Origin of the sequence: Sediminicoccus rosea, from assembly GCF_033547095.1 — a bacterium.
Classification (GTDB): domain Bacteria; phylum Pseudomonadota; class Alphaproteobacteria; order Acetobacterales; family Acetobacteraceae; genus Roseococcus; species Roseococcus rosea.
The window spans coordinates 1,484,891-1,511,104 of record NZ_CP137852.1; the positions used below are offsets into that span (position 1 = coordinate 1,484,891).

At 71.7% G+C, this 26,214-nt stretch carries 26 protein-coding genes; 16 read left to right on the plus strand and 10 right to left on the minus strand.

What is annotated here, in order from left to right; all coding sequences use genetic code 11:
- Window positions 1–7: 7 nt before the first annotated feature.
- A complete protein-coding gene (locus tag R9Z33_RS07135; RefSeq protein WP_318650614.1) occupies window positions 8–349 on the minus strand; it encodes a DUF1127 domain-containing protein in 342 nt (113 codons plus the stop codon).
- Window positions 350–502: 153 nt separating this feature from the next.
- On the opposite strand from R9Z33_RS07135, the gene R9Z33_RS07140 reads away from it, so the two are divergent.
- Entirely contained in the window at window positions 503–2,272 is a 1,770-nt protein-coding gene (locus R9Z33_RS07140) for an aminopeptidase P family protein (RefSeq protein WP_318650615.1), read from the plus strand.
- A 4-nt stretch (window positions 2,273–2,276) separates the two neighbouring features.
- Here R9Z33_RS07140 and R9Z33_RS07145 read toward each other — a convergent pair whose 3' ends face one another.
- From R9Z33_RS07145 to lpxC, 7 genes are all read right to left on the minus strand, one after another.
- Entirely contained in the window at window positions 2,277–2,738 is a 462-nt protein-coding gene (locus R9Z33_RS07145; protein ID WP_318650616.1) for a CreA family protein, read from the minus strand.
- 33 nt (window positions 2,739–2,771) lie between these two features.
- Window positions 2,772–4,886: an NAD-dependent DNA ligase LigA gene (gene ligA, locus R9Z33_RS07150; RefSeq protein ID WP_318650617.1), complete on the minus strand. Its 2,115-nt coding sequence runs from the start codon at window positions 4,884–4,886 to the stop codon at window positions 2,772–2,774.
- Entirely contained in the window at window positions 4,883–5,347 is a 465-nt protein-coding gene (locus tag R9Z33_RS07155) for a GNAT family N-acetyltransferase (protein WP_318650618.1), read from the minus strand. The genes ligA and R9Z33_RS07155 overlap by 4 nt, the downstream gene beginning before the upstream one ends.
- Window positions 5,344–5,820, minus strand: coding sequence for a GNAT family N-acetyltransferase (locus R9Z33_RS07160; protein ID WP_318650619.1), 477 nt, complete (start codon window positions 5,818–5,820; stop codon window positions 5,344–5,346). The genes R9Z33_RS07155 and R9Z33_RS07160 overlap by 4 nt, the downstream gene beginning before the upstream one ends.
- The gene (gene recN, locus R9Z33_RS07165; protein ID WP_318650620.1) at window positions 5,817–7,493 is read right to left on the minus strand and encodes a DNA repair protein RecN; all 1,677 of its coding nucleotides are present in this window, start codon (window positions 7,491–7,493) and stop codon (window positions 5,817–5,819) included. The genes R9Z33_RS07160 and recN overlap by 4 nt, the downstream gene beginning before the upstream one ends.
- Before the next feature lie 11 nt (window positions 7,494–7,504).
- Complete coding sequence (locus R9Z33_RS07170; protein ID WP_318650621.1) at window positions 7,505–8,356, minus strand: outer membrane protein assembly factor BamD; 852 nt, start codon at window positions 8,354–8,356, stop codon at window positions 7,505–7,507.
- 130 nt (window positions 8,357–8,486) lie between these two features.
- Window positions 8,487–9,458, minus strand: a complete 972-nt coding sequence (gene lpxC, locus R9Z33_RS07175; RefSeq protein ID WP_318650622.1) for a UDP-3-O-acyl-N-acetylglucosamine deacetylase — start codon at window positions 9,456–9,458, stop codon at window positions 8,487–8,489.
- 304 nt (window positions 9,459–9,762) lie between these two features.
- Between lpxC and R9Z33_RS07180 the strand changes: the two genes are divergently transcribed.
- The 3 genes from R9Z33_RS07180 (at window position 9,763) to R9Z33_RS07190 (ending at window position 12,373) form a co-directional block, all read left to right on the plus strand.
- Window positions 9,763–10,407, plus strand: a complete 645-nt coding sequence (locus R9Z33_RS07180; protein WP_318650623.1) for a LolA family protein — start codon at window positions 9,763–9,765, stop codon at window positions 10,405–10,407.
- Between the two features lie 64 nt (window positions 10,408–10,471).
- A complete protein-coding gene (locus R9Z33_RS07185) occupies window positions 10,472–11,260 on the plus strand; it encodes a gamma-glutamyl-gamma-aminobutyrate hydrolase family protein (protein WP_318650624.1) in 789 nt (262 codons plus the stop codon).
- Between the two features lie 426 nt (window positions 11,261–11,686).
- On the plus strand, window positions 11,687–12,373 hold the full coding sequence (locus tag R9Z33_RS07190; protein ID WP_318650625.1) for a fumarylacetoacetate hydrolase family protein: 687 nt from the start codon (window positions 11,687–11,689) through the stop codon (window positions 12,371–12,373).
- 18 nt (window positions 12,374–12,391) lie between these two features.
- Here the strand turns inward: R9Z33_RS07190 and R9Z33_RS07195 are convergent, their stop codons facing one another.
- Window positions 12,392–13,327, minus strand: a complete 936-nt coding sequence (locus R9Z33_RS07195) for a hypothetical protein (protein WP_318650626.1) — start codon at window positions 13,325–13,327, stop codon at window positions 12,392–12,394.
- Between the two features lie 126 nt (window positions 13,328–13,453).
- Here R9Z33_RS07195 and R9Z33_RS07200 point away from each other — a divergent pair, with 126 nt between their 5' ends.
- The 8 genes from R9Z33_RS07200 (at window position 13,454) to R9Z33_RS07235 (ending at window position 21,803) form a co-directional block, all read left to right on the plus strand.
- Complete coding sequence (locus R9Z33_RS07200; RefSeq protein WP_318650627.1) at window positions 13,454–14,404, plus strand: lysophospholipid acyltransferase family protein; 951 nt, start codon at window positions 13,454–13,456, stop codon at window positions 14,402–14,404.
- Window positions 14,405–14,571: 167 nt separating this feature from the next.
- Window positions 14,572–15,951, plus strand: coding sequence for a tRNA (N6-isopentenyl adenosine(37)-C2)-methylthiotransferase MiaB (gene miaB / locus R9Z33_RS07205; protein ID WP_318650628.1), 1,380 nt, complete (start codon window positions 14,572–14,574; stop codon window positions 15,949–15,951).
- A complete protein-coding gene (locus R9Z33_RS07210; RefSeq protein WP_404830661.1) occupies window positions 15,948–17,030 on the plus strand; it encodes a PhoH family protein in 1,083 nt (360 codons plus the stop codon). Before miaB ends, R9Z33_RS07210 begins: the two co-directional genes overlap by 4 nt.
- The gene (gene ybeY / locus R9Z33_RS07215) at window positions 17,014–17,520 is read left to right on the plus strand and encodes an rRNA maturation RNase YbeY (protein ID WP_318650629.1); all 507 of its coding nucleotides are present in this window, start codon (window positions 17,014–17,016) and stop codon (window positions 17,518–17,520) included. The genes R9Z33_RS07210 and ybeY overlap by 17 nt, the downstream gene beginning before the upstream one ends.
- Before the next feature lie 35 nt (window positions 17,521–17,555).
- Window positions 17,556–18,404, plus strand: coding sequence for a hemolysin family protein (locus R9Z33_RS07220; protein ID WP_318650630.1), 849 nt, complete (start codon window positions 17,556–17,558; stop codon window positions 18,402–18,404).
- 57 nt (window positions 18,405–18,461) lie between these two features.
- A complete protein-coding gene (lnt, locus tag R9Z33_RS07225; RefSeq protein ID WP_318650631.1) occupies window positions 18,462–19,982 on the plus strand; it encodes an apolipoprotein N-acyltransferase in 1,521 nt (506 codons plus the stop codon).
- A gap of 237 nt (window positions 19,983–20,219) precedes the next feature.
- The gene (locus R9Z33_RS07230) at window positions 20,220–20,669 is read left to right on the plus strand and encodes a helix-turn-helix domain-containing protein (protein WP_318650632.1); all 450 of its coding nucleotides are present in this window, start codon (window positions 20,220–20,222) and stop codon (window positions 20,667–20,669) included.
- 162 nt (window positions 20,670–20,831) lie between these two features.
- Window positions 20,832–21,803 (plus strand): Bug family tripartite tricarboxylate transporter substrate binding protein, encoded by a 972-nt coding sequence (locus R9Z33_RS07235; protein WP_318650633.1) that lies wholly within the window; start codon window positions 20,832–20,834, stop codon window positions 21,801–21,803.
- 3 nt (window positions 21,804–21,806) lie between these two features.
- Here the strand turns inward: R9Z33_RS07235 and R9Z33_RS07240 are convergent, their stop codons facing one another.
- Window positions 21,807–22,394: a hypothetical protein gene (locus R9Z33_RS07240; protein ID WP_318650634.1), complete on the minus strand. Its 588-nt coding sequence runs from the start codon at window positions 22,392–22,394 to the stop codon at window positions 21,807–21,809.
- Window positions 22,395–22,540: 146 nt separating this feature from the next.
- Between R9Z33_RS07240 and R9Z33_RS07245 the strand changes: the two genes are divergently transcribed.
- The 4 genes from R9Z33_RS07245 to rsfS all read left to right on the plus strand — a co-directional run bounded on the left by R9Z33_RS07245 (window position 22,541) and on the right by rsfS (window position 26,212).
- Window positions 22,541–23,797, plus strand: a complete 1,257-nt coding sequence (locus R9Z33_RS07245) for a glutamate-5-semialdehyde dehydrogenase (RefSeq protein WP_404830679.1) — start codon at window positions 22,541–22,543, stop codon at window positions 23,795–23,797.
- Between the two features lie 61 nt (window positions 23,798–23,858).
- Window positions 23,859–24,710 (plus strand): 2-keto-4-pentenoate hydratase, encoded by an 852-nt coding sequence (locus tag R9Z33_RS07250; RefSeq protein ID WP_318650636.1) that lies wholly within the window; start codon window positions 23,859–23,861, stop codon window positions 24,708–24,710.
- Window positions 24,707–25,339 carry a nicotinate-nucleotide adenylyltransferase gene (locus R9Z33_RS07255; RefSeq protein ID WP_318650637.1) on the plus strand — a complete coding sequence of 211 codons (633 nt, stop codon included), beginning with the start codon at window positions 24,707–24,709 and terminating at the stop codon, window positions 25,337–25,339. Before R9Z33_RS07250 ends, R9Z33_RS07255 begins: the two co-directional genes overlap by 4 nt.
- 453 nt (window positions 25,340–25,792) lie before the next feature.
- On the plus strand, window positions 25,793–26,212 hold the full coding sequence (gene rsfS, locus R9Z33_RS07260; RefSeq protein WP_318650638.1) for a ribosome silencing factor: 420 nt from the start codon (window positions 25,793–25,795) through the stop codon (window positions 26,210–26,212).
- Window positions 26,213–26,214 lie beyond the last annotated feature (2 nt).

The following is a 26,214-nucleotide window of genomic DNA, read 5'->3' on the forward strand; positions in this document are numbered from 1 at the left end:
TCGCGGCTCAGGCGGCCACGCGGGTCTCCGCCTGGTCGTTCGCCGCCATCGGCGTGGCCGCCACGGCGGTTGCCGTGATGTTGCCGCGGGTCAGGCCGATATCGGCCAGCTCGCGGTCGCTCATCGCGCGCAGCTGCTCGATCGTCTCGCGGCGGGTGCGCAGGGCGGTCAGCACGGCGCGCAGGCCGTGGAAGAAGCCGCGGATGCGCTCGGCCAGCGCACGGTCGCGCGCCTGGCGCGCCTCGGCGATGATGGCGGCGATGCGCTCGGCCTCGGCGTTGCGGGGGGCCCCATGGAGGGAGCTCTGGGGCATCAGCAGCACGGCTTCGGCTGGGGTGATGCGGGTCATGATCTGTGGTCCTGTTGTGGGGGACGGCGGCGCCGTCCGGATGGCCATGATGTAGGGGATTGCGGCCAGGACAGGTTGTGCGAAGCTCAAGTTTCAGACATGCGCTGAGAGCATGTCATATTGTGGACACATGTCTTAACGACGGGGCTCCAGATGTTAACCAAAGCCGATCGCCTCGCCGCCCTGCGCCAGTCGCTGGCCGCGCAGGGCGTGGACGGATTCATGGTGCCGCGCTCGGATGAGCATCTCGGCGAATACGTGCCTCCCTCGGGCGAGCGCCTCGCCTGGCTCACCGGCTTCACCGGCAGCGCCGGCCTTGCCATCGTGCTGCCGGACCGCGCCGCCGTCTTCACCGATGGGCGTTACACCACCCAGGTGGCCGCCGAGACGGACGCGGCGCATTGGGAGCGCCGCCACCTGATCGAGGAGCCGCCTGAGGCCTGGCTGCGCGAGCATGCGGGCGAACTCCGGCTCGGCTACGATCCCTGGCTGCACAGCGAAGCCTTCCTCAAGCGCCTGGCGGGCCTGAACCTGACGCCGCTGACACCCAATCCGCTGGACGCGATCTGGCACGACCGGCCAGCGCCTCCGGCCGCCGTCGTGCTGCCGCATGGCCCCGACCTCGCGGGGGAGAGCGCCGAGGCGAAGCGAGAGGCGCTGGCGGCCAGCCTGCGCGCCGCGGGCGAGCAGGCGGCCCTGCTGGCCGACGCGCATTCCGTCGCCTGGCTGCTCAACCTGCGCGGCGCCGACCTCGCCCATACGCCCATGCCGCTCGCTTTCGCGCTCGTGCATGATGATGCCTCCGTCCGGGTCTTCCTGCATGCGCCCGAGCGCGTGCCGGAGGCGACGCGGGCTCATCTGGGCAACCGTGTCGCCATCGAGCCGCGCGCGAATCTGCCGCGCGCGCTGGGCGACCTGGCCGGCCGGGCGGTGCGCGTGGATGCGGATGCGACGCCGGCCTGGTTCGCCTCCAGCCTGCGCGACGCCGGCGCGCGCGTGATCGCGGGCGAGGACCCCACGCGCCTGCCGCGCGCCACCAAGAACGCGACCGAGCAGGAGGGCGCGCGGCGGGCGCATCGGCGCGATGCGGTGGCCGTCGCGAACTTCCTCGCCTGGTTCGCGGCCGAGGCGCCGCGCGGCCAGCTCACCGAGATCTCGGCCGCGGCCCATCTGCTGATGGAACGCCGCCGCCAGCCGGGTTTCGTCGCGGAGAGCTTCCCCGCCATTTCCGGCGCTGGCGAGAACGGCGCCATCGTGCATTACCGCGTGACCGAGGCGACCAACCGCCGCATCAACCCCGACGAGTGCTACCTGATCGACAGCGGCGGTCAGTATCCGGATGGCACGACGGACATCACCCGCACCCTCTGGAGCGGCCCGGATGCGGCGCCGGCCACGCTGCGCGCCCGCTACACCGCCGTCCTGCGCGGCCATGTGGCGCTCGCCACGGTACGCTTCCCGGCCGGCGTGGCCGGGCCTCACCTGGATGCCATCGCCCGCCGCCCGCTCTGGGATGCGGGGCTCGACTATGACCACGGCACGGGCCATGGCGTGGGCAGCTTCCTCTCGGTGCATGAGGGGCCGGTGGCCTTCAGCCGCGCCGCGCGCGTCGTCCCCATCCGCCCCGGCATGATCCTCTCCGACGAGCCGGGCTACTACCTACCGGGCCATTACGGCATCCGCATCGAGAACCTGCTGCTGGCGCGCGATGCCGCACCGCAGCCCGACCAGGCCAAGCCCTTTTTGGAGTTCGAGACGCTGACGCTGGCGCCCTATTGCCGCGCGCTGGTCGAGCCCGCGCTGCTGACGGCGGCCGAGCGCGAATGGGTCAACGCCTATCACGCGCGCGTGCTGGCCGAGGTCGGCCCCGCGCTCGAGCCGGCCGTCCATGCTTGGCTGGCGCAGGAATGCGCGCCGCTATGACGCGTCAGCGGTAGGGAATGGTCGCCAGGGCGTTGTAGGGCGAGCCGTCGATCAGCCGCGTGCTCCAGGCGAGATAGACGAGGATGCGCTGCCCCTCGTCCACGAAGCGATGCACGCGCGTCTCCTTGAAGAGGAAGCTGGTCGAGGCCTCCCAGACGCGTTCGCCCCGCTCGCCGCGCCGGACGGCGTCGGTCAGCGTGACCGGGCCTGTCGCCGTGCAGGCGAGGGCGAAGCGCGCCGGATCCTCGGCCACGCCCACCATGCCCGCGATGCCGCCCGTGCGCGCCTGGCTGACATGGCAGACCACGCCGGGCACCTCGGGGTCGGTGAAGCGCTCGACGACGACGCGATGGCTGCGCGTGAGGCCGAGATTGGTCAGCGCCGTGTTCACATGGCCGATCTCGGTCGTGTCATCCGCGAGCGCGGGGCCGGCGAGCAGGAGAAGCAGGAGCAGGGCAGGGCGCATGCGGGAGGAACGCCGTCCCCAGCTGCCGGTTGCTCAGCCCAGGCCCGCCATCTCCCGGAACTCCGCCTCGCTCAGCACGCGCAGGCCGAGCTCGGCCGCCTTGGTGGCCTTGGAGCCCGCATCGGCGCCGACGACGACGAAATCCGTCTTCTTCGAGACCGACTTGGTGACCTTGGCGCCGAGCGATTCCGCCCGCGCCTCCGCCTCCTGGCGGGAGAGCGTCTCCAGCGTGCCGGTGAAGACCAGCGCCTTGCCGGCGAAGGGATTGTCGCCCGCCTCGATCGCCGCCGTCTCCTCGGGCGTCACCTCGGCCAGCAGCGCGTCGAGCGCGTCGAGGTTGTGCGGCTCGGCGAAGAATTCGACGAGTTCGGTCGCGATGGCGGGGCCGATGCCCTGGATGCTGCCCAGTTCTTCGCGCGCCTCGCTGCCGATGATGCGGGCGGCGACCATCCGCTCCCGCAGCGCGCCGATGGCGTGATAGTGCCGCGCCAGCAGCTTCGCGTTCTGCTCGCCGATGCGGCGGATGCCGAGTGCGAAGAGGAAGCGCTCCAGCGGCGGCTTGCGGCGGGCCTCGATGGCGTCGAACAGCTTCTGGGTGGAGAGCTTGCCCCAGCCTTCCAGCGCCTCAAGTCGTTCGGCATGGGTGTGCAGGCGGAAGATATCGGCCGGGCCGCGCAGCAGGCCCATGGCGTGCAGCGTATCGATCCGCTCCTCGCCCAGCCCCTCGATGTCGAGGCAGCGGCGGGAGACGAAGTGCTTGAGGCGCTCGACCGTCTGCGCCGGGCAGATCAGGCCGCCGGTGCAGCGGCGCACCACATCGTCGTTCTCGCGCACGGCGTGGCTGCCGCAGGCGGGGCAGGTGGTGGGGAAGGCGAAGGGGGCGGCGCGGCCGGGGCGGTCGGGATCCACGACGGCGACGACCTGCGGGATCACATCGCCCGCGCGCTGCAGGGTGATGGTGTCGCCCTCGCGGATATCCTTGCGGGCGATCTCGTCCTCATTGTGCAGCGTGGCATGCGTGACGGTGACGCCGCCGACGAAGACCGGCTCCATCACCGCGCGCGGCGTCAGCGCGCCGGTGCGCCCCACCTGGATCTCGATGCGGAGCAGCTTCGTCTGCGCCTGCTCGGCCGGGAATTTCCAGGCTATGGCCCAGCGCGGCGCACGGCCGACGAAGCCGAGCCGTGCCTGCCAATCCAGCCGGTCCAGCTTGTAGACGACGCCGTCGATCTCATAGGCCAGCGCCGCGCGCTCGCGCGCCATGCGCGCCTGGAAGGCGGCGGGGGTCTCGGTCAGCAGGTCGGCCGCGCCCTCGGCCACCGGGGTGGAGAGCGGATTCACCCGGAAACCCCAGCGCTTCAGCGTGGCGAGCCAGCCATGATGGGTGGTGGCCGGCGCCTCGCTCGCCTCGCCCATGGCGTAGGCGAAGAGCTTGAGGGGGCGCTGCGCCGTGATGCTGGCATCGAGCTGCCGAAGTGAACCGGCGGCCGCATTGCGCGGATTGACCGGGATGGTGACGGCGGGACCGAGCTTCTCGCCGCGCGCCTTGCGGGCCTCTCGCTCGGCCAGCGCGGCTTCCTGCGTCGCGCGGAAAGCCAGGAAATCCGCGCGGTCCATGAAGACCTCGCCGCGGATCTCGATCAGCGTGGGGCAGGGGGCGGGCAGCTCGCGCGGCAGGTCCGCCAGCGTCAGGAGGTTGGCGGTGATGTCCTCGCCCTCGGCGCCATCACCGCGGGTCGCTCCCTTCACGAAGCGGCCCTGCTCGTAGAGCAGGTTCACGCTCAGGCCGTCGATCTTCGGCTCGGCGATGAAGTCGAGCGGCGCGTCCTCGGCGAGGCTCAGGAAGCGGCGGATGCGGGCGGCGAATTCGGTGAAATCCTCGGGCGCGAAGGCGTTGTCGAGGCTGAGCATGGGCGCCAGGTGGCGTGATTTCGCGAAGCCCTCTGCGGCGCGGCCCGAGACCTTCTGCGTCGGGCTCTCGGCCTGCACCAGTGTGGGATTCTCGGCCTCCAGCGCGCGCAGGCGGCGCATGAGGGCGTCGTATTCGGCATCGCTGATTCGGGGCGCGTCCTGCTCGTAATAGAGCCGGTCATGCTCGTTGATCTCGGCGATCAGCCGGGCGATCTCGGCTTCGGCGCTCTCGCTCATGCGTCCTCCGCCAGGGCGTTGAAGGCGGCGTGGGTCAGGGCGCAGGCGCGGACAGCCTCGCTCTTCGCGCCCAGGGCCGCATAGAAGGCGAGGCCGCCCGGATTCTTCGGCAGGGCGGTCCACCAGAGGAAGGAGCCGCCCTCGCTGCGGACCTGCCGCACGGCGGCCGCCACCAGGGCGCGCCCCAGGCCCTGCCGGCGATGCTCCGGCGCCACGTAGAGATCGCCCATATACGCACCGCGTGCGCCGATCTCCGTCTCGAAGCTGGGATGCAGGGTCAGGTAGCCGCGCGCCGGCTCGCCCGCCAGGAGAAGCCGGCCCAGCGCCTGGGGCCCGAGAAAGGCGTCACAGAGCGCGGCCGCATCGGCGGCCGTGCGGCGGTCATAGCCCTCCTCGGCGTTCAGGGCCGCTACGAGCTCGGCGATGTGGGGCGCGTCGGGGGCGGTGAAGGTGCGGATCACGCGGCGCCCGCCGCCAGCTGCCGAAGGGCGGCGCCCTCGATGATCTCGCCGCTGAACCGGCCCTCGCTGACCGCGCCGATCGCGCGATAGAACAACAGAGCCTCGTCGTCGCCGTCATCCACGCCCCACCAGAGGCAGGCGGCGCCCGCCGCCTCGGCATGCGCGGCCAGCGCGGCCATCAGCCGGCGCGCCAGGCCACGCCGTCGCGCCTCGGGCGCCACATAGAGGTCGAGCAGCATCATCGCATCAGCGTGGCGCACGGCGTCGTAGATGGGAGTCGCGGTGGCGAAGCCCGCGACCTTGCCCTCCCACTCGGCGAGGCGCAGCCAGGCCCGCGCCCCGGGGCCGATCAGGTCCCTGAGCGCGATCCCGGGCGTCATCGGCCGCTCGGGCGGTGGGCCATCCAGGCTGTTCAGCGCGTTGAGCAGGGCGGCGAGCGCCGGGGCATCCTCCGGCCGCGCGGCGCGGATCACGCGACACCATCCAGCAGGCTGGCCGCCGCCGCGCGTGCGGCCTCGGTCACGGTCTCGCCGGCCAGCATGCGGGCGATCTCCTCACGCCGGGCGGCCACGTCGAGCGGTGTGACACGCGTCTCGGCCTTGCTGCCGCGAACGGCCTTGGCGACTTGCAGATGGTGGGCGCCGCGCGCGGCGACCTGCGGCGAATGCGTCACCACCAGCACCTGCAGGCGCTCGGCCACGCGCGACAGCCGCTCGCCCACCGCGGCCGCGGTCGCGCCGCCGATGCCGGCATCCACCTCGTCGAAGACCAGGGTCGGCACGGGCGAACCCCGGGCCAGAACCACCTTCAAGGCCAGCATCAGGCGCGAGAGCTCGCCGCCCGAGGCGATCTTGATCAGCGCGCCCGGCGTCTGGCCCGGATTGGTCGAGACCAGCAGCGTCACCCGGTCCATCCCATCGGCGCCCCAGGCGGCTTCCTCGCGCGGCGCCACCTCGATCACGACGCGGGCGCGGTCGAGCTTGAGCGGGGGCAGTTCGGCGGCCAGCGCCTTCTCAAGCCTGGTCGCGGAGGTGCGGCGGGCGGCGGTCAGCGCTTCGGCGGCCGCGACATAGGCGGCGCGTGCCGCCTTGCGCGCGGCCTCCAGCGCCGAGACCCGGCCGGTGCCGGCGTCCAGCGCCGCAAGCCGCTCGCGCAGCGCATCCAGATGCGCGGGCAGTTCCACGACCGCCACGCCATGCTTCCGCGCCGCGGAACGCAGGCCATAGAGCCGGTCCTCCAGCGCTTCCAGCCGGCGTGGATCGGGCAGGGCGTCCACGGCCAGGCGCTCGAGCAGCCGCTCCGCCTCGGCCAGCGCGTCCTGCGCCTGGGTGAGGGCGGCCAGTGCCGGCTGCGCCGCCTCGTTCGGCGGCGGCAGGCGTTCCAGCGCGCGCACGGCGTTGCGCAGCGCATGGCCCGGATGGGCCGAGCGCCGGTCGCGCGGCTGGATCTCGGCGAGCGCGCCGGCGATCGCCTCGTTCCGGCGCTCGGCCTGCTGCAGGCCCTGCCGCTCCTGGGCGAGGCGCTCCTCCTCGCCATCCTCGGGGGCGAGGGTGGAGAGTTCCTCCACCGCGTGGCGCAGCCATTCCTCGTCGCGCAGCGCGGCGGCGACGGCGGCCTCGGCCTCGGCCAGCTCCTGCTCGGCGTCGCGCCAGGATTTATAGGCCGTGGCGACACGGCCGCGTGCCGCCTCATGCACGCCGAAGGCGTCGAGCAATGCGGCGTGGGTGGCGGGGTCGGCGAGGCCCACCTGGTCGTGCTGGCCCTGCACCTCGACCAGTGTGGCGGCGAGGCGCTTGAGCAGGGCGACGCCCACCGGCTGGTCATTCACGAAGGCGCGGGAGCGGCCATCGGCCTGGAGCACGCGGCGCAGGACCAGCGTGTCCTCCGCCTCCATTCCCTGCTCGGCGAGCAGGGCGAAGGCCGGGTGCCCCTCGGGCGGCTGGAAGACGGCGGCGACGCTGGCCTGGGGCTGGCCGGCGCGGACCAGTCCCGCCTCGGCCCGCATGCCGAGCGCCAGGCCGAGCGAATCAAGCAGGATGGACTTGCCCGCGCCGGTCTCGCCGGTCAGCACCGAGAGGCCCGGCCCGAAATTCAGGTCAAGCCGCTCGATCAGCACCACGTCCCGGATGGAGAGGGAGGCGAGCATGCGCTCGCCCGCTAGAAGATGCTGTTCCAGGCCCGCCGGAAGAAGCCGGGACGGTCCTGCGGCGCCATTTGCGCGCCGGGCGTCAGCATGGCGTAGCTGTCCTGGTACCAGGCATTGCCCGGGAAGTTGTGGCCGAGCACCGAGGCGGAGCGCGCGGCTTCGTCGCGCAGGCCGAGGGCGAGATACATCTCGGTCAGGCGGTGCAGCGCCTCGGGCACGTGGTTGGTGGTCTGGTAGTCCTCGACCACGCGGCGGAAGCGGCCGATGGCGGCGCTGTAGAGGCCCTGGCGCATGTAGAAGCGGCCGATGTTCATCTCGCGGCCGGCCAGGTGGTCGCGCGCGAGGTCCATCTTCAGGCGCGCGTCGCGGGCATAGGCCGTATTGGGGAAGCGGTTGGCCACATCCTGCAGGGCGGTCAGCGCGGTTTCCGTGCCGCGCTGGTCGCGCTGGCTGTCCGCGATCTGCTCGTAATAGGCGAGGCTGCGGAGGTAGTAGGCATAGGCGATGTCACGATGCGCCGGGTGCAGCTGGATGAAACGATCCAGCGTACCGATGGCCTCGGTGTAGCGGTTGCGCATGTAGTCGCCATAGGCCGCCATGATCTTCGCGTTGGTGGCCCAGGTGGAATAGGGGTGCTCACGCTCCAGCGTCTCGAAGATGTCCACCGCCTGCTGGTAGCGTTGGGCCTGCAGGGCCTCGATGCCGGCGGCGTAGAGCGATTCGGGCGAGCGATCCACGAGGCCGGTCCCGGCGGGCGGCGTGCGGAACAGGCCGGCGGCCGAGCCATCCCACTGGCTTACGCCGCAGCCGGAGAGCGGCAGCGCGAAGGCAAGGAACAGGGCAGCACGAGAGAGTGGGCGCATGTGCGATGAAGGCTCCGATCGGCGGGCTCTATACCATGGGAGCCGCCGATGCGCACAAGTGGGTGGCCGGCCCCAGGGAAGCGACCATGGAGCGACCAGAGGCGCGACCATGGCGCGCCCGGGCCTTGCCTCAGGCGGCGACGAGTTTCTCGCGCTCCGGCTCGACCAGTGCCTGGCCGCCGGTGGAGCGCCAGTTGCGGCTATCCGCCAGCAGGGCGAGGAGGAGCTGGTTGTTCAGCGCATGGCCGGAGCGATGGCCGGTGAAGCGGGCGAGCAGCGGGGCGCCGGCCAGGGCCAGATCCCCCACCACGTCGAGCATCTTGTGGCGCACGAACTCATCCGGGCGGCGCAGGCCACCGGGATTGAGGATCATGGGGCCATCCACCACCACGGCATTGGCAAGGCTGCCGCCCTGGGCGAGGCCGGCGGCGCGCAGGCGGGCCACATCCTCGGCGAGGGTGAAGGTGCGGGCATCGGCCAGCTCGCGGCGGAAGCTCTCGACCGAGATCCGCATGGACAGGCTCTGGCGGCCGATCGCCGTCTCGCCGAAATCGATGCTGAGCGTCGCGTCGAAGGCCGGCTCTGGGTTGGGCGCGAGCTCGGCCCAGGCGCCGTGGCTGTCCTCGACGCGGACGCGGCGCAGCACTTCGATGGCGGAGCGGGGCGCGTAATGCTCCACCGTGCCGGCGCAGTCGATCAGGAAGAGGAAGGGGGCGGCGGAGCCGTCCAGGATGGGCACCTCGGGACCGTCCAGCTCGACGCGGGCGTCATCGATGCCGGCGGCGGCGAGGGCCGCCATCACATGTTCGATGGTGCCGACGCGCGCGGCGCGGTCGCCCGGCAGGCCAATCTGCGTGCAGAGGCGCGTCTCCACCACCAGGTCGTGCCGGGCGGGGATGTCCAGGCCGAGGTCGGTGCGGTGGAAGACGATGCCGGTGCCGAGCGGCGCGGGCTTCAGGGTGAGCGAGATGGTCCGGCCCGTGTGCAGGCCGATTCCGCGGCAGCCGATGCTGCTCGCCAGACGGCGCCGGGTGAGGCCATAGGAAGCCGCGCCGAAACCTTGAGGGCCGTAGCCATGCGTCAATGGAGCGAAACCATCCATGTGTTGAAAGCCCCCGTTTGACCGGATCGGTGCATCCCCCGCACCTCAACCGGAGCCGGAATGTGACAGCAGCGATGACGTGCCGCCAGTCAAGGGTTGTTTCTCAATATTTCGCTATAACACATTGATATCGCTTGGTTTTGATGGTGATTTTTGCGCCCGAATTTCGCCATTTTCGTCCGGGTCCGTATCGTCTCGCCGCAAGGCAGCATGCGTGGGCAGCCCTCGGGCGGGCCGATGCGGCGCGCGTGACGCATCGTGACGAGGCCTTTCTTTGGCCGGCATCCGGGACCACAAGAGAGGCATGAATCGTCGCCCGCTCCTCGCCCTGCCCGCCCTCCTCCTCGCCACGCCGGCCGCCGCGCAGACGCCCACCCGGCCCTTGCCCGCGCTGAGCGAGGCGGACCGCGCCGTGCTCGGCCGCATCGAGGCCTATTTCAACAGCATGACCACGCTGCGCGCCCGCTTCCTGCAGATCGCGCAGGGCGGGGCCGCGGCTGAGGGCACCGCCTGGATCTGGCGCCCGGGCCGCATGCGCTTCGAATATGACCCGCCGGAGCCGACGCTGCTCATCGCCGCCGATGGCCAGTTCTTCCATTACGACCGGCAGTTGAAGCAGCCCACCATCGTGCCGCTTTCCTCCACGCCGCTCAGCGTGCTGCTGCGCAATCCACTGCGCCTTTCGGGTGACCTCACCGTCGCGGGCTTCGAGCGGGCGGGCGGGTTGCTGCGCGTCACGGTGCACCGCACCAACCAGGCGGCCGAGGGGCAGATCCAGCTCATCCTCGAGGAGCAGCCGATGGCGCTGCGCCAATGGGTCGTGCTCGATCCGCAGGGGCGCAGCACGCGCGTCACGCTGACGCAGGTGCAGCTGGGCGAACGCTTCGATCCCTTCCTCTTTGCCTTCAACGATCCGCGCTTCCGCGAGGAACTTGAGCAACAGCGCTGAAATTTCGACACGCCGCGTGTCCAATTGCCTTGAAACTGCCGCATCCCCTTGGTTTGTTGCCGGGATGCGACCGATCATTGGCATCTCCTGTTGCGTGAAGGCCTTCGGGATCTTCAACACGCCCAACCACGCCGCGTCCGACAGCTATGTCCGCGTCGTGCTCGGCCCCGTGGGCGGGGTGCCGGTGCTGCTGCCCGCCGCCGGGGAGAGCCTCGCGCCGCAGATCCTGCCGCGGCTGGACGGCCTGATCCTCACCGGCAGCCGCAGCAATGTCTGGCCCGGCCATTACGACGGCCCCGACCACGCCGAGGGCACGCCCGAGGACCAGCAGCGCGACGCCACCACCCTGCCGCTGATCCGCGCCGCGATCGCCGAGGGCGTGCCGCTGCTCGCCATCTGCCGCGGCATGCAGGAGCTGAACGTGGCGCTGGGCGGCTCGCTCGACCAGCGCATCCAGGACCTGCCGGGCCGGATGGATCATTCGACGCCGTCGGACCAGCCGATTCCCCTGGTGCGGACGGGCAAGGCGCATGCCGTGCGCCTGGCCCCCGAGGGCCTGCTGCATGAGTTGGCCGGCGCCACTGAGATGCCGGTGAACTCGCTGCACAACCAGGGTGTGCAGCGCCTGGCGCCGCGGCTGGAAGCCATGGGCTGGGCGCCCGATGGCACGGTGGAGGCGGTGCGCGTCCGACAGGCGCCGGGCTTCGCCTGGGGCGTGCAGTGGCACCCGGAATATGACTGGGAGAAGGACGCCTTCAGCCGCCGGATCTTCGAAGCCTTCGGCGAGGCCTGTGCCGCCCACGCGGCGCGCCCCCAGCTCCGGCCGGCCGCCCTGCGAGAGGCCGCCGAATAAGGCAAAAATCGGGCGGAGAGCCCTTGATTCGAGTCGATTGGGCTTGGCTTCCGACCCATGTCGCGGTATGACATGCGCATCGGCGGTGGTTCATCCGCCGATGGACGCTCCGATTCCCCCAATCGGCTCGCCCGACCTTTCCGATCGGAAGTATGAACAGTATGGGCGCCCGACCACCCCCCTGGTCGGGCGCTTTTCTGTTCAGGGCGGCTCTTTGAACCCGACCCGCGCACCCTGGCATCCGCGCCGAAGCCGGGTCAAGCCACGCTGGATGGGCCGCCGGCAGGTTCCCCGCATCACGAAGCTGGTCTAGACCTTGGACGCTGAGGTGGAACCACCGAAGCGGTGAACCACCTATCTCGAACTTGGCCAGGCCCCCTCTACGGATCACGGCCCGGCCGCCCGGCACTGCCGGAAGGAGCGCCCATGCCCGAATATGTCGTCCCGCCCCCCGCTATCTCCGCCGTCCCCATCCAGGGCAGCAGCGCCATGTTCCCGGTCCGCCGCATCTTCTGCGTCGGCCGCAACTACGCCGAGCATGCCATCGAGATGGGCTCGGACCCGACGCGCGAGCCGCCCTTCTACTTTACCAAGCCGGCCGATGCCCTGGTGATCAACGGCGCCGACATGCCCTATCCGAGCGTCACCAAGTCCCTCCATCATGAGATGGAGCTGGTGGTGGCGATCGGCACGGGCGGCAAGAACATCGCCGTGGCCGACGCGCTGAAGCATGTCTGGGGCTATTGCGCCGGCCTCGACATGACCCGCCGCGACATCCAGAACGAGGCGAAGAAGACCGGCCGCCCCTGGGACATGGGCAAGGGCTTCGACCTCTCGGCGCCGATGGGCGCGCTGATCCCCGCTGCCGGCTTCGACCCCTCCAAGGGCAAGATCGAGCTGAAGGTGAACGGCAAGGTCACCCAGGTCTCCGACCTCTCGAAGCTCATCTGGTCGGTCCCCGAGGTGATCGCCAACCTCTCCGAACTGGTCGAGCTGGCCCCTGGCGACCTCATCATGACCGGCACGCCCGAGGGTGTTGCGGCCGTGGTGCGTGGCGACGTGCTGGAAGGCTTCGTCGAGGGCGTGGGCGAGGTGCGGACGAAGATCGTCTGACGCCCGGCCGGCGGCGCCTCAGCCGCCGCCCAGCAGCCGGGCGAGCGGGCCCGGCTCCAGCGCGGCCAGCACCGGATGCGGGCCGAATCGCTCGCCGGCCGCCGTCTCCAGCACATGGAGCGCGGCGGATACGAGCGGCGCGGGCGTTCCGCTGGCCCGCGCCATGGCCTCCAGGAAAGCGAGGCCGGCGCCCGTCTCGGTGAGCGGCCGGCGCTCTGCCGGCAAGCCACCCTGCTCGGTCACCAATGCGGCGATTCCCGGAAGCCCGGTGCGCCCGGTCGCCGCCCCCACCGCATCGCGTTCCGCCGCCAATCCCAGCAGCAGCCGGCCCACCGCATGCGCGACGCCGGGCGGTGCCAAGATGCGCGCCGCCTCGACCAGCGCGCCCGGCTCGGTGAGGCCCGCCGCCAGGATGTCGCCCAGCGGCTCGACCGGCAGGCCGAAGAGCCGCTCAGTGAGCACCACGAGCCCTGCCGTCGCCTCGCGCGGCTGACCGCCGACCCAGAGGCGTGGGCGCAGCGCCGTCACCTCCACGACGCCATCCGCCCCGCGCCCGGCCAGGGCCGGCGGCACCGCCAGCGCCCCGAGGCGCGGGACGAAGCCGCGCGCCGCCGCGAATTGATGCAGCAGGGCAGGGGCGAGCCCCGCGGCGGGAGCGAAGAGGATGTCGGGCGTGCCGACCAGCGCGCTGGCCAGGCGCTGCAGGATCGCGGGCTGGGCCACCGGCGGCAGCGCGATCACGATCGCCTCCGCCGTTTCCGTCGCGCGCCAGAGATCGGCCGCGACGCGGATGCGCCAGCTCCCCTCCAGCACGCCGCGCGTGGCGAGTTCATGGCCCAGATGCCGCGTGCCACCGCCGCGCGGCGACCAGAGCGTGACGTCATGCCCGCGCCAGCAGGCCAGCGCCGCCATCGCGCTGCCCGACGGCCCCGCGCCCAGAACGGCGACCCTCATGGCCCCACATCACTCCCCATCCGAGGGGGCAAGTTGCGCCCCCGCGCGGCCGCGCCGCAACATCTGTCACGCAGGATTCGCCATCCCGTCATTGCCCTGTGCGCCCCCGCGCGATAGCGAGCGGGCATGAGCACAGACGCGCAGATTCTGCCTACCCCCGGATCCGCCCCGCCGCGCCCGCTCGTGGAGGGCAAGCCGCAGGCCCGCCGCATGAAGCGCGGCCGGCCGTTGCGCTTCCAGCCACGGCTGCCCGGGCCGATCTGGAACGACGTGCTGGGCGAGCGGCCGGTGGGCGGGCGGCTGCGCGCCATCCGCCGCATCTCGACGGCGATCCTCTTCACGCTGTTCTGCATCCCCATCCAGGCGGTGCTGCTGCAACTGCCGGGCACGGCCAAGAGCCGCTTTCCGCGCTTCTACCACCGCACGCTCTGCTGGCTGATCGGCCTGAAGCTGCGCGTGATCGGCCAGCCCTGCCAGCAACCGCGCACGCTCTACATCTCCAACCATTCCTCCTGGCTCGACATCCTGGTGCTGGGCGCCACGCTCGATGCGCGCTTCGTCTCCAAGGCGGAGGTGGCGGAATGGCCGCTGATCGGCTGGGTCTCGAAGCTCGGCCGCTCGGTCTTCGTCAGCCGCAACCGCGGCCGCACCGGCAGCGAGGCGCAGGAGTTGCGCGCGCGGCTGGAGGCGGGGGACAGCATCATCCTCTTCCCCGAGGGGACGACGAGCGACGGCGCGCGCGTGCTGCCCTTCCGCTCCTCCTTCTTCTCGGTGGCCGATGCTGCGGCCCGGATCCAGCCGCTCACCGTGGTCTATGACCGGCTGGGCGGGCTGCCGCTCGGCCGCAAGGACCGCCCGCTCTTCGCCTGGTATGGCGACATGGAGACGGGCAGCCATGCCTGGACGCTGCTGCGCCGCACCGGCGCGCGGGTGACGGTGGTGCTGGACGAGGCCTTCACGCCCGACGCCGCGCCCGACCGCAAGGCGCTGGCCGCGCGGCTCGGCCGCTCCATCACCGAGACGGCGGCCGTGCTGCGGCAGAACCGGGACGTGGTTCGCGCCCCGGGGCGGGCTTGAATCCGCTTGACCAATACGGCGGCGATTTGACAGCTTCGAACCCATGAATGGTCTGCCCCCCTTGCCGGATCGGGGCCGCTCTTCTTGACCGCGCGGCTCAAGCTCCGCATCTGCTCCCGCTGGATCGCCCCGGGGTTGCCCCGCCGGGCGGGCAGCGAGGACCCCGCATGACAGAAAACCCTCCCCCGCCTTCGGGCAAGAAGCGCCTCTTCCTGCGCTCCTGGGGTTGTCAGATGAATGTCTATGACAGCGCCCGCATGGCGGATGTGCTGGCCCCCCTCGGCTATGCGCCGGTGGACGCGCCCGAAGGGGCGGACATGATCATCCTGAACACCTGCCACATCCGCGAGAAGGCGACGGAGAAGCTGTTTTCCGAACTCGGCCGCCTGCGCCAGCTCAAGCAGGCGCGCGAGGCCGAGGGGGGCGAGATGGTGCTGGCCGTCGCCGGCTGCGTCGCCCAGGCGGAAGGCGCCGAGATCACGGCGCGGGCGCCCTATGTGGACATCGTTCTGGGGCCGCAGAGCTACCACAAGCTGCCCGAGATGGTGGCCCGCGCCGCCCGCACCGGCCGCGCCGTGGTCGAGACCGACTTCCCGGTGGAGGAGAAGTTCGACTTCCTGCCCGAGGTGAGCGCGCCGCAGGGGATCACCGCCTTCCTCACCATCCAGGAGGGCTGCGACAAGTTCTGCTCCTTCTGCGTCGTCCCCTATACGCGCGGCGCGGAATACAGCCGCCCGGTCGCCGCCGTGCTGGCCGAGGCGCGCAAGCTGGTGGGGCAGGGGGCACGGGAGATCACGCTGCTCGGCCAGAACGTGAATGCCTATCACGGCGCGGCGGAGGAGGGCGGGGAATGGGGCCTGGCCCAGCTGCTGCGGGCGCTGGCCGAAATCCCGGGCCTGGATCGCCTGCGCTACACCACCTCCCACCCGCGGGACATGGATGAGGCGCTGATCGCCGCCCACCGGGACATCCCGGCGGTGATGCCCTTCCTGCATCTGCCGGTGCAGTCGGGCAGCGACCGCGTGCTGGCGGCGATGAATCGCGGCCATACGGCGAAGGAATACCTGGCCCTGGTGGACCGGCTGCGCGCGGCCCGGCCGGACCTGGCTCTCAGCACCGACATCATCGTGGGCCATCCGGGCGAGACCGAGGCGGACCATGAGGCGACCATGGCGCTGATCCGCCGCGTGAAATTCGCCCAGGCCTTCTCCTTCAAGTATTCGCCCCGTCCCGGCACGCCCGCCGCCGGCGCGCCGCACCGGGTGGACGAGGCGACGAAGGATCGCCGCCTGCAGGAGGTTCAGGCCCTGCTGCGCGACCAGCAGGCCGAGTTCAATGCGAGCCTGACCGGCCGCACCGTGCCCGTGCTCTTCACCGGGCCGGGCCGCCAGGCGGGGCAATTGTCCGGGCGCACGCCCTGGCTGCAGCCCGTGCATGTGCCCGGATCTTTATCTCTCATCGGAGCCACGGCCCCGGTGTTCATTCGCGCCGGCAACCCCAACTCCCTCGCGGGGGAATTGGCCCAACAGGAGAAGACAGCCGCTTGAGCAACGCCCTCGCCCTCCGCAACCGCCCCGGTGTTTCCGCTGGGGGCCCGCCATCTTCCGAGAGCCGCAGCGTCACGCTGCAATTCGAGGACAATGCCCTGCTCCCCCTGCTTTATGGCGAGCATGACCGGCACCTGGCGCGGATCGAGCAGCGATGCGGGGTGCGATTGGCGAGCCGCGGCAACCGGCTGACCATCACCGGCAATTCCGAGCGCACCGGCATGGCCGAGAATGTGCTGCGCGGCCTCTGGCGGGGGATCGAGCGCGGCCAGGCGCCCGGCGCCTCCGAGGTCGAGGCCGCGATCCGCATGGCGGAGGGCGAACTGGAGCAGGATCCGCGCCTGCCGTTGCAGGACGTGCCGCAGATCCGCACCCGGCGCGGCGCCATCGCGCCCCGCACCCCCGCGCAGTCGGCCTATATGGAGACGCTCGCCAAGCACGAGATGGTCTTCGGCATCGGCCCGGCCGGCACCGGCAAAACCTATCTGGCCGTGGCGCAGGGGGTGGCCCTGCTGCAGGCGGGGCGGGTGGACCGCATCGTCCTCAGCCGCCCGGCCGTCGAGGCGGGGGAGCGGCTGGGCTTCCTGCCGGGCGACATGAAGGAGAAGGTGGACCCCTATCTCCGCCCGCTCTACGACGCGCTGCACGACATGCTGCCGGCCGAGCAGGTGACGCGGCGGCTGGCGGCGGGCGAGATCGAGATCGCCCCACTCGCCTTCATGCGCGGTCGCACACTTGCTCACTGTTTTGCCATCCTGGACGAGGCGCAGAACACCACCCCGGCCCAGATGAAGATGTTCCTCACCCGCATGGGCGAGGGCACGCGCATGGCCATCACCGGCGATCCCTCCCAGGTGGACCTGCCCTATGGGCAGAAATCCGGCCTGGTGGAGGCGATTTCCATCTTGCGGGATGTGCCGGGAATTGGTTTCACCCACTTTGACGAGCGGGATGTGGTAAGGCATCCGCTCGTGGGCCGGATCGTCTCGGCCTATGGGAAGATGGAGGGCGCGCGGCCTGCCTCGCCGGAAGCGAGGGGCCGTGTCGCCGGGAAGGAGTTGAATGTCACCGGGAAGTAGTCTGCCCGGCGGGGGCTTTTCCACCGCCGGGCTTGCCGAGGTCGAGGTCATCTTTGCCGCACCGGGATGGCGCGCCGCCGTGCCGCCGGTGGAGGCCCTGGCCCGCCGTGCCGTGGAAGCGACCCTGGCCGACCAGCGCGAAACCGGGCACCTCACCCTCCTCCTGACCGATGATGCCGAGATCCGCCGCCTCAATGGTGGGTTTCGCGGCAAGGACAAGGCGACCAACGTCCTCTCCTTCCCCGCGCCCCATGGCAGCCTGACCCTGGGGGATCTAGCGCTCTCGCTCGGCGTGCTGCGGCGCGAGGCGCTGGCCGAAGGGCGGCCGCTGGCGGCGCATTTCGCCCATCTGGTCGTGCATGGCACGCTCCATCTGCTGGGTCATGACCATCTGGCGGCCGGCGAGGCGATGATGATGGAGCGTGCCGAGGCGCGCATCCTCCATCGCCTGGGCTTCCCCAACCCCTGGCGCACGCGGTGGGCCGCCTGATGCCCTCGGACCAGCAGACCCCCGCCCGCCCTGCCATGATCCGCCGCCTGCGCGGCCTCTTCACCAAGCGCGAGGAAAGCCTGCGCGACCGCGTGGAGGAACTCATCGAGGCGCCCGACGCGCTGGCGCCCGATGGCCGCACCCTCGATCCGCATGAGCGCTCGCTGCTCTCCAACGTGCTCAAGCTGCGGGGCGCGACCGCCTATGACGTGATGCTGCCGCGCGCCGACATCATAGCCCTGCCGGCCGACCTCACGCTGGACCAGGCGGTGGCCGCCATCCAGCGCGAGGGGCACAGCCGCTATCCGGTCTATGAGAACCAGCTCGATGACGTGCTGGGCATGGTCCACATCAAGGACATCATCGCCGCGGTCGGCCGCCAGGCGCCCTTCAGCCTGCGCGCCATCCTGCGCAAGCCGCTGCTGGTGGTGCCGAGCGTGCCGGTGCTCGACCTGCTGCTGCGCATGCGCGAGGCGCGGATGCACATGGCCCTCGTCGTGGATGAATATGGCGGCATCGATGGCCTGATCACCATCGAGGACCTGGTCGAGACCATCGTGGGCGACATCGCCGACGAACATGACGAGATCGACGCGCCGCAGATCGTCGAGCGGGGCGAGGGCGTGCTCGAGCTCGACGGCCGCACCGAGATCGAGACCTTCGAGGCGCGGATCGGCCCGGTCCTGACCGAGGAGGAGCGCAATGCCGATATCGACACGGTGGGCGGCCTTGTCCTGACCATGGCCGGGCGCGTGCCGGCGCGGGGCGAGATCTTCTCGCATCCCTCGGGGCTGGAGTTCCGTGTGCTGGACGCGGATGCCCGGCGCATCCGCCGCCTGCGGGTCCGCCGGCCGGTCGAGGGCGGGAAGGCCGCGGCCGAATAGCATCCGCCGGGGGCGGGGCTTGCCCGGCGCGGGCGGATGCCCCTCTTTGGGACCATCATGCCCGCTTTCCTCCTGAACCGTCCCTGGCTGCTGGCCTTCCTGCTCGGGGCGGCCTCCGTGCTCGCGCTGCCGCCCGTGCATCTGGTGCCGGTGCTGCTGGCGACCATTCCGGGGTTCCTCTGGCTGATCAGCCGGGCGCCGGGCTGGCGGCGGGCCGCCTGGTGGGGCTTCGGCTTCGGCTTCGGGCACCAGCTGGCCGGGCTCTACTGGGTCACGCATTCGCTCTTCACCGATATCGGGCGCTGGTGGTGGCTGGTGCCCGTGGCGGCACCCGGCATCGCCCTTCCCATGGCGCTGTTCAGCGTGATCCCGGCGCTGGCGGCGTGGGCCCTGCCCGCGGGCTGGCGGCGCTGGCTCGGCTTCGGCGCGGCCTGGGTGGCGGCCGAGCTGCTGCGCGGCGTGCTGTTCACCGGCTTCCCCTGGAACCTGCTCGGCACTGCCTGGGCCTTCCATCCGCTGCCGCTGCAGCCGGCCGCCGTGATCGGCGTGCACGGTCTTTCGCTGCTCACGGTGCTGCTGGCGGGGCTGCCCGCGCTGCGCAGCCGGGCCGCCTGGGCCGGGGGAGTCGCGGTACTGGCGCTCTGGATGGGCTTCGGCGCGTTGCGCCTCTCCGGGCCCATGCCGGCGGACCATGCGGTGCGGCTCGTCCTCGTGCAGGGCAATGTGGCGCAGGACACGAAATGGGATCCGGCCCGGCGCATGCCGATCTTCCAGCGCTACCTGGAACTCTCGGCCGAGGGCGCGCAGGCGCAGGCGGCGGCGCATCCCGGCGAGCCCATCCTGGTCATCTGGCCCGAGACGGCGAGCCCCTTCCTGCTGGCGCAGGATGCCGAGGCGATGCGCCTCGCTGGCGCCGCGCTGCCGCCCGAGGCCCTGCTGCTGGCCGGCACGGTGCGCGCGGATTGGGGCAGCGACGGGCGGCTGCAGGCGCTGTTCAACAGCCTCGTCGCGCTCGACCCCACGGGCCGGGCGGTGGGCCTCTTCGACAAGGCGCATCTGGTGCCCTTCGGCGAGTACATGCCGCTGGGCGGCATCCTGCCGATCCGGATGGTGACGGGCGGGGTGGATTTCTCGGCGGGGCCGGGGCCCGAGGTGCTGCGGCTGCCGCGGGGCCTGCCCTCGCCTGGGCCGCTCATCTGCTACGAGGTGATCTTTCCCGGCCGGGTGGTGGGGGAGGAGCGGCCGGCCTGGCTGCTGAACGTGACCAATGACGCCTGGTTCGGGATATCGGCCGGGCCCTACCAGCACCTCGCCGCCGCCCGGCTGCGCGCGGTGGAGGAGGGGCTGCCGATGGTGCGGGTGGCGCAGACGGGCGTGACCGCCATCTTCGATGCAACCGGGCGGGAGCGTGCCCGTATGGGGTTGGGAGACTCGGGGTTGGTGATGGCGGGGCTGCCCGGTGCCATGGCGCCCACGGTTTTTGCGGTCTGGGGTCTCTGGATTCCCCTGGCGTTGGTGGGAGTTTCTCTCGTTGTTTCAATAGCTTGGCGTCGTGCCCCGCGGTCTGAGAAAAGATGATTTTTTTGGTGTGTGACTTTAATTATTGAGAATTCCCAAAAATATTGACGCTTTCTTGGCCAGGCGGTAAACACAACCCTGAGGCTGAGTTGTCGAGGGTGTCGCAATCGCGTGCCCTGATCGCTGCATGCGCAAGGATTGCGAGAATGCTCGGGCCGCCGTGCCGAGAAAGCGACAAAAGTCAGGCGGCAACGCAACGAGGACCGAGCAGAGGCGCGTTTTGAGATGAGAGAAGCGATGTCGAGCGGCGATACGACCGAGAAGGTCGAGAAGGAACACCGGCCCAGCCCGATTGATGTGCATGTGGGGTCGCGCGTGCGCCTGCGCCGCACCTTGCTCGGCATGAGCCAGGAACGCCTGGGCGAGGCGCTGGGGCTGACCTTCCAGCAGGTGCAGAAATACGAGCGTGGCGTGAACCGCATCGGCGCCTCGCGCCTGTTCGATCTCTCGCGCGTGCTCGACGTGCCGATCAGCTTCTTCTTCGACGACCTGCCGGGCTCGGTCGGCGGTAGCCAGGGCTTTGCCAGCCGCGTCGCCGGCTTCGCCGAGGCGCAGGAAGGCTTCGGTGACGATACGCTGCACCGGCGCGAGACGCTGGAACTCGTGCGCGCCTATTACCGCATCTCGGACCCCTCGGTCCGCAAGCGGGTCTTCGACCTGATCAAGGCGATGACCCCGGTCGAGTGACGACCGCGCCCGCGGAGGCGTAGCCGCGCTGCCCTTTTGGTGGGCGAACGCGCGCGGCGCGCGCAATCCCGCGTGCCGGAGGATCGCGTGGCGGGGCGGAACCCGCTTGGTGGCGCAGGGCGCGCAGCCTAGCCTGGGCGGGTCCCAAGGGAGTCCCCGCCCATGATCACCCGCCGCCATGTCCTGCTCACGCCCCTCGCGCTCGCCACGCCCGCCCTGGCGCAGCAGGACTGGCCCGCGCGGCCCATCCGCGTGGTGCTGCCCTTCGCCGCCGGCGGCTCCTCCGACATCGCGGCCCGGCTCGTGGCGCCCCGGCTCGGCGCCGCGCTCGGCCAGCAGATCCTCATCGAGAATCGCGGCGGCGGGGGCGGCAACATCGCCGCCGAGACGGTCGCCCGCGCCGCGCCCGACGGCTACACCATCTTCCAGGGCAATATCGGCGTGCTGGCCGTGAACCCGACCCTGTATCGCAGCCTGCCCTTCGATCCGGAGCAGAGCTTCCAGCCCATCGCCCACCTGAACTCCGTGGCGAACATCCTCTGCGTGCCGGCCGATCGTCCCTGGCGCAGCGTGGCGGAGTTGCGCGCAGCCATGCTGGCGGCCCCCGAGCGCATCCGCGCCGGCAATTCCGGCCCGGGCTCGATCGGGCATCTGGCGGTGGTGCAGTTCGACCATCTCGCCGGCACGCGCTCGGTCCATGTGCCCTATCGGGGCGGCGGGCCGATGTCGACGGACCTCATCGCGGGCCATCTCGACTATGCCTTCGCCACCGCGCCGACGGTGCTTTCCGCGCTGGAGGCGGGGCGGCTGCGGGCGCTGGCCATCGGCACGGCCACGCGCAGCGCCCTGCTGCCCGACCTGCCGACCGTGGCCGAGGCCGGGCTCACGGGATTCGAGGTGTCGAACTGGGATGCTTGGCTCTTCCCCCGCGGCGTGGCGCCTGCCGTCACGCAGCGCATGGTCGCCGCCCTCCGCCCGCTGCTGGCTGACCCCGAGCTGCGCGCCGAATTCGCGCGGCGCGGGATGGAGACGATCACGGCGAGCGGACCGGCCGAACTCGCCGCCAGCATCCGGGCCGAGACCCTGCGCTGGGCGCCCATGGTGCGCGCGAGCGGCGCGACGCCCGACGGCTGAGCGTCAGTTCCGCGTGAAGCCGATCAGCACCAGCCGGTCCTCGCCCAGGTCGAGCCAGGCGGTATAGGCGCCGCCGCTCGCCTGGCCTGGGGCATCGCCCGCGCGGGTGACGCGGCCGGTCGCGCGCAGGGGGCGGATCTCGAGCTGGTAGGTCGGGGCCAGCGCCTCCCCCGGGGCGAGCCGGGCCTGCACCTCGCCCCGCCAGGTCCGCGCATCCAGATGCACCCAGTTGCGCAGCGGCTCCCGCCGCAGCCAGACCTCGTCCAGCGGCGTCACGCTGCCGGGCACGGGCGCCACCGGCAGGCGCAGCAGCAGGCCACGCGGCGTCGGCAATTGCTCGGGCCGCTGCGGTTCGCCATAGCCAGGCTCGGTCCAGGCGACGACCTCGCCACGTTGCTTCACCACCATCATCCGGAAGCTCATGTCGCCCGAGCCGGCGCGCGGCGCGACATAGACGCGCGCCTGCATCTCCCAGCTCAGGCCATTGGCCATTTCGCCGCGCCGCAGCACCGTGCAGCTGCGCATCGGCGTCGCGTCCTGGACGCCGGGCGTGGGGGTGCAGCCGCCCGGCTGTGCCAGCGCGGGCGCCATGAATGCAAAAATTAAGCTGGCAACAAGGTAAATCACGAGACGTATCGTCCGGGGAGACGGCCCGGGAAGCAAGATGTTTGCCTGCCCTTTCGCCGCGTGGCGCAACCGCGCTATGCCCTGGGGCAGGAGAGCCCCACGTGAACGCCATCACCGACGCCACCGCGCAACTTCTCGACACCGCGGCCCGCGCCGCCCGCGCGGCCGCCGGCGACCTCGCCCGCGCCGGCACCGCGCCGAAGGACGCGGCGCTGCGTCATGCCGCCGCCGCCATCCGCCAGCACGCCCCGCGCATCCAGGCCGCGAACGAGACGGACCTCGCCGCCGCCCCCGGCCTCTCGCCGGCCTTCCGTGACCGACTGACGCTCACGCCCGCCCGCATCGAGGCGATGGCGCAGGGCCTGGAGGAGGTGGCCGCCTTGCCGGACCCCGTGGGCCGCGTGCTGGCCGAATGGACGCGCCCCAACGGCCTGCGCTTCCAGCGCGTGGCGCAGCCGCTCGGCGTCATTGGCATGATCTTCGAGAGCCGCCCCAATGTGACGGCCGATGCCGGCGCGCTCTGCCTCAAGGCGGGCTCGGCCGTGCTGCTGCGCGGGGGCAGCGAGAGCGCGCATTCCGCCCGCGCCATCGCCGATTGCCTGCAGATCGGCCTGCGCGCGGCCGGCCTGCCCGAAGCCGCGATCCAGCTCGCCCCCACCCAGGACCGCGCCTTCGTCGGCGCCATGCTGCGCGCGGCGGGGCTGATCGACCTTATCATCCCACGCGGCGGCAAGGGCCTCGTCACCCGCGTGATGGAGGAGGCGCGCGTGCCTGTCCTCGCCCATGCGGAGGGGCTTTGCCACACCTATGTGCATGCGGCGGCCGATCCGGCGATGGCGCGTGCCATCCTGCTCGATGCCAAGCTGCGCCGCACCGGCGTCTGTGGCGCGACCGAGACGTTGCTGATCGACGCCGCCATCGCGCCGGTCCTGCTGCCGCTGCTGGTGGGCGACCTCGCGGCCAAGGGGTGCCGCTTCCACGCCGATGCGCGCGCGCGGGCCATCTGCCCCGGACTGGAAGCCGCGACGGACGCGCATTTCGCGACCGAATGGCTGGACGCCGTGCTCAACATTGCCGTCGTGGATGGCCTCGAGGGCGCTCTCTCCCACATCCGCCGCTTCGGCAGCGAGCATACGGAGGCCATCATCACCGAGGATGCGGCCGCGGCCGAGGCCTTCCTCGCGGGCATCGACTCCTCGGTCGGCCTCTGGAACGCCTCCACCCAGTTCTGCGATGGCGGGGAGTTCGGCTTCGGCGCCGAGATCGGCATCGCGACGGGCCGGCTGCATGCGCGCGGGCCGGTCGGCCTCGAGCAGCTCTGCACCTTCCGCTACCGCGTGACGGGGACAGGCCAGGTGCGGGGCTAAGCTTCCGCTTCCCTCGCCCGCTGGAACGGCTAGTCTCCCGGAAAATCCAGGGAGACACCCGATGCGCCGTCTGCTCCTCGCCGCCGTTGCGGGCCTTGCCCTCGCCCAGCCCGCGCTCGCCGCCTGCCCGAGCGACGAGGCGGTGGCGGCGCTGGCCCGCTCGCTCCTCGCCAATACGCCCGCGCAGCCGCTGACGGGCATGACGAGCCTGGCCGATGGCCAATGCGCGCAGGACAAGCTCGTGGCCATCATGGTGCGGCATTGGGGGCGGCCGGTGGGCTACAAGGTGGGCCTCACCAACCCCGCCGCGCAGCAGCGCTTCGGCGTGGCCCATCCGGTGACGGGCACGATCTACGAGAACACGGTGCGGCTGCGTTCCGGCGCGGAAGTGCCGGCGCGCTTCGGCGCCGTGCCGACCGTCGAGGCCGACCTCATGGTCCGCGTGCGGGACGAGGCGATCAACCAGGCGCGCACCCATCTGGACGTGCTGCGCAACATCGACGTGATCATCCCCTTCCTGGAGATGCCGGACCTCGTCCTCGCCTCGGGCATGGATGGGCCGAACCTGCTCGGCATCAATGTCGGCGCGCGGCTGGGCGTGGCGGGCGAGCCGATCCCGGTGCAGGTGAGCGAGGAATTCGCCGCGCGCCTTGCCAGCATGACCGTCACGCTGGCGAGCGACCAGCGCGAGCTGGCGCGTGCGCCCGGCACGGCGCTGCTGGGCCATCCGCTGAACGTGATCCCCTGGCTCGCGCAGGACCTCGCCTCGCGCGGGGAGCGGCTGCGCGTGGGCGAGCTGATCTCGCTCGGCGGCTTCTCCCCCGCGCTGCCGGCCGAGGCGGGCCGGACCTACACCGTCACCTATGACGGGCTGCTGGCCGCCCCCGTCTCGGTGAACGTGCGCACGCGTTGAAGGCGCATCCGGGCCGCTTCGGCGATGGCCGGCGCCAGCGGATCGGCCTTCTGGGCGGGAGCTTCAACCCCGCCCATGCGGGCCACGCCCATGTGGCGCTGGCGGCGCTGCGCGCGCTGCGGCTCGACCAGGTCTGGCTGATGGTCTCGCCCGGCAATCCCCTGAAGCCGGCGCGCGGCATGGCGCCCTTCGCGCAGCGCCTGGCGAGCGCGCGGGGCGTGGCGCGGGATGGGCGACTACTGGCGACCGACATCGAGCAGCGCCTCGGCTCGCGCTACACCTGCCAGACGCTGGCGCTGCTGCGCCGCCGCTTCCCGCGCGCACGCTTCGTGCTGATCCTGGGTGCGGACAACCTGACGCAGCTGCCGCGCTGGCGGCGCTGGCGGGAGATCGCGCGCACCACGCCCCTGGCGGTGCTGCCCCGGCCGGGCTACAGCCGGGCCGCGCTGCGCGGCCGGGCGGCCTCGGTGCTGCGGCATCGGCGCCGGCGCGCGGCGGCCCTGCACGCTTCGCGCTGGACGGCGGGTGCCCCCTGGTGCTTTGTGCCCGCGGCGGAGCGGGCGATTTCGGCCACTGCCATCCGGGCGGCCTCGGCAGGGGCCGGGCTGCCCAACGAACCGACGAAGTGAGAGACCGAGCGCATGGCGCGGACACCTGACGAGACCAAGAAGCCGGCCCGCAAGCCCGCCGCCAAGCCGCGCGCCGGGGCGCCGAAGGCCGCGCCGTCGCGTGCAAAGGCAGCCGAGGCTGCCCCGCGCAGCCGCAAGCCGGCCGAGGAGGCGCCCGCGCGCAAGCCGGCCGCCCGCGCGGCGGCGCCGGCCCGGAAGCCGGCTGCCGCATCCTCGCGGAGCGCGTCCGCCGCACCTGCCCGCAAATCCAGCGCCGCGCCTTCGCGGAAGTCCGGCGCTGCGCCTTCGCGCAAATCCAGCGCTGCGCCTTCCCGCAAGCCCGCCGCGAAGGCCGTCTCGCCCGCCAAGCCGCGCGCGAGCCGTACCGCTGGCACGGAGGCGCCCGCGCCTGCCAAGGCCAAGCCGCGCGCCACCACGGCCACCGTGCGCGCTGCCCCCAAGGCGAAACCCGCCGTGGCCCGCAAGCCCGCCGCCCCCAAGCGTGCCCGTGCGGCCAAGGCCGATCCGGACCGGCTGGAGCGCCTGGTCGAGGCCGCCCGCAAGAGCCTCGATGACGACAAGGCGGAGAACATCGTCATCCTCGATGTCACGAACCGCGCCAGCTACGCCGACCGCCTGATCATCGCGACCGGCCTGGTCGGCCGCCAGATCGAGGCCATGGCGACGCATCTGGATGACGCGCTCGCCAAGGAGGGGATGAAGCTGCGCCGCAATGCCTTCAGCAAGAGCGAGGAATGGGTGCTGATCGACGCGGGCGACCTCGTCATCCATCTCTTCACGCCTGAGGCGCGGCTCAAGTTCGACCTCGAGAAGATGTGGGGCCCGGACAGCCCGATGGGCGAGGCGGCGCCCGGCGAGCAATCGCCGATCTGACG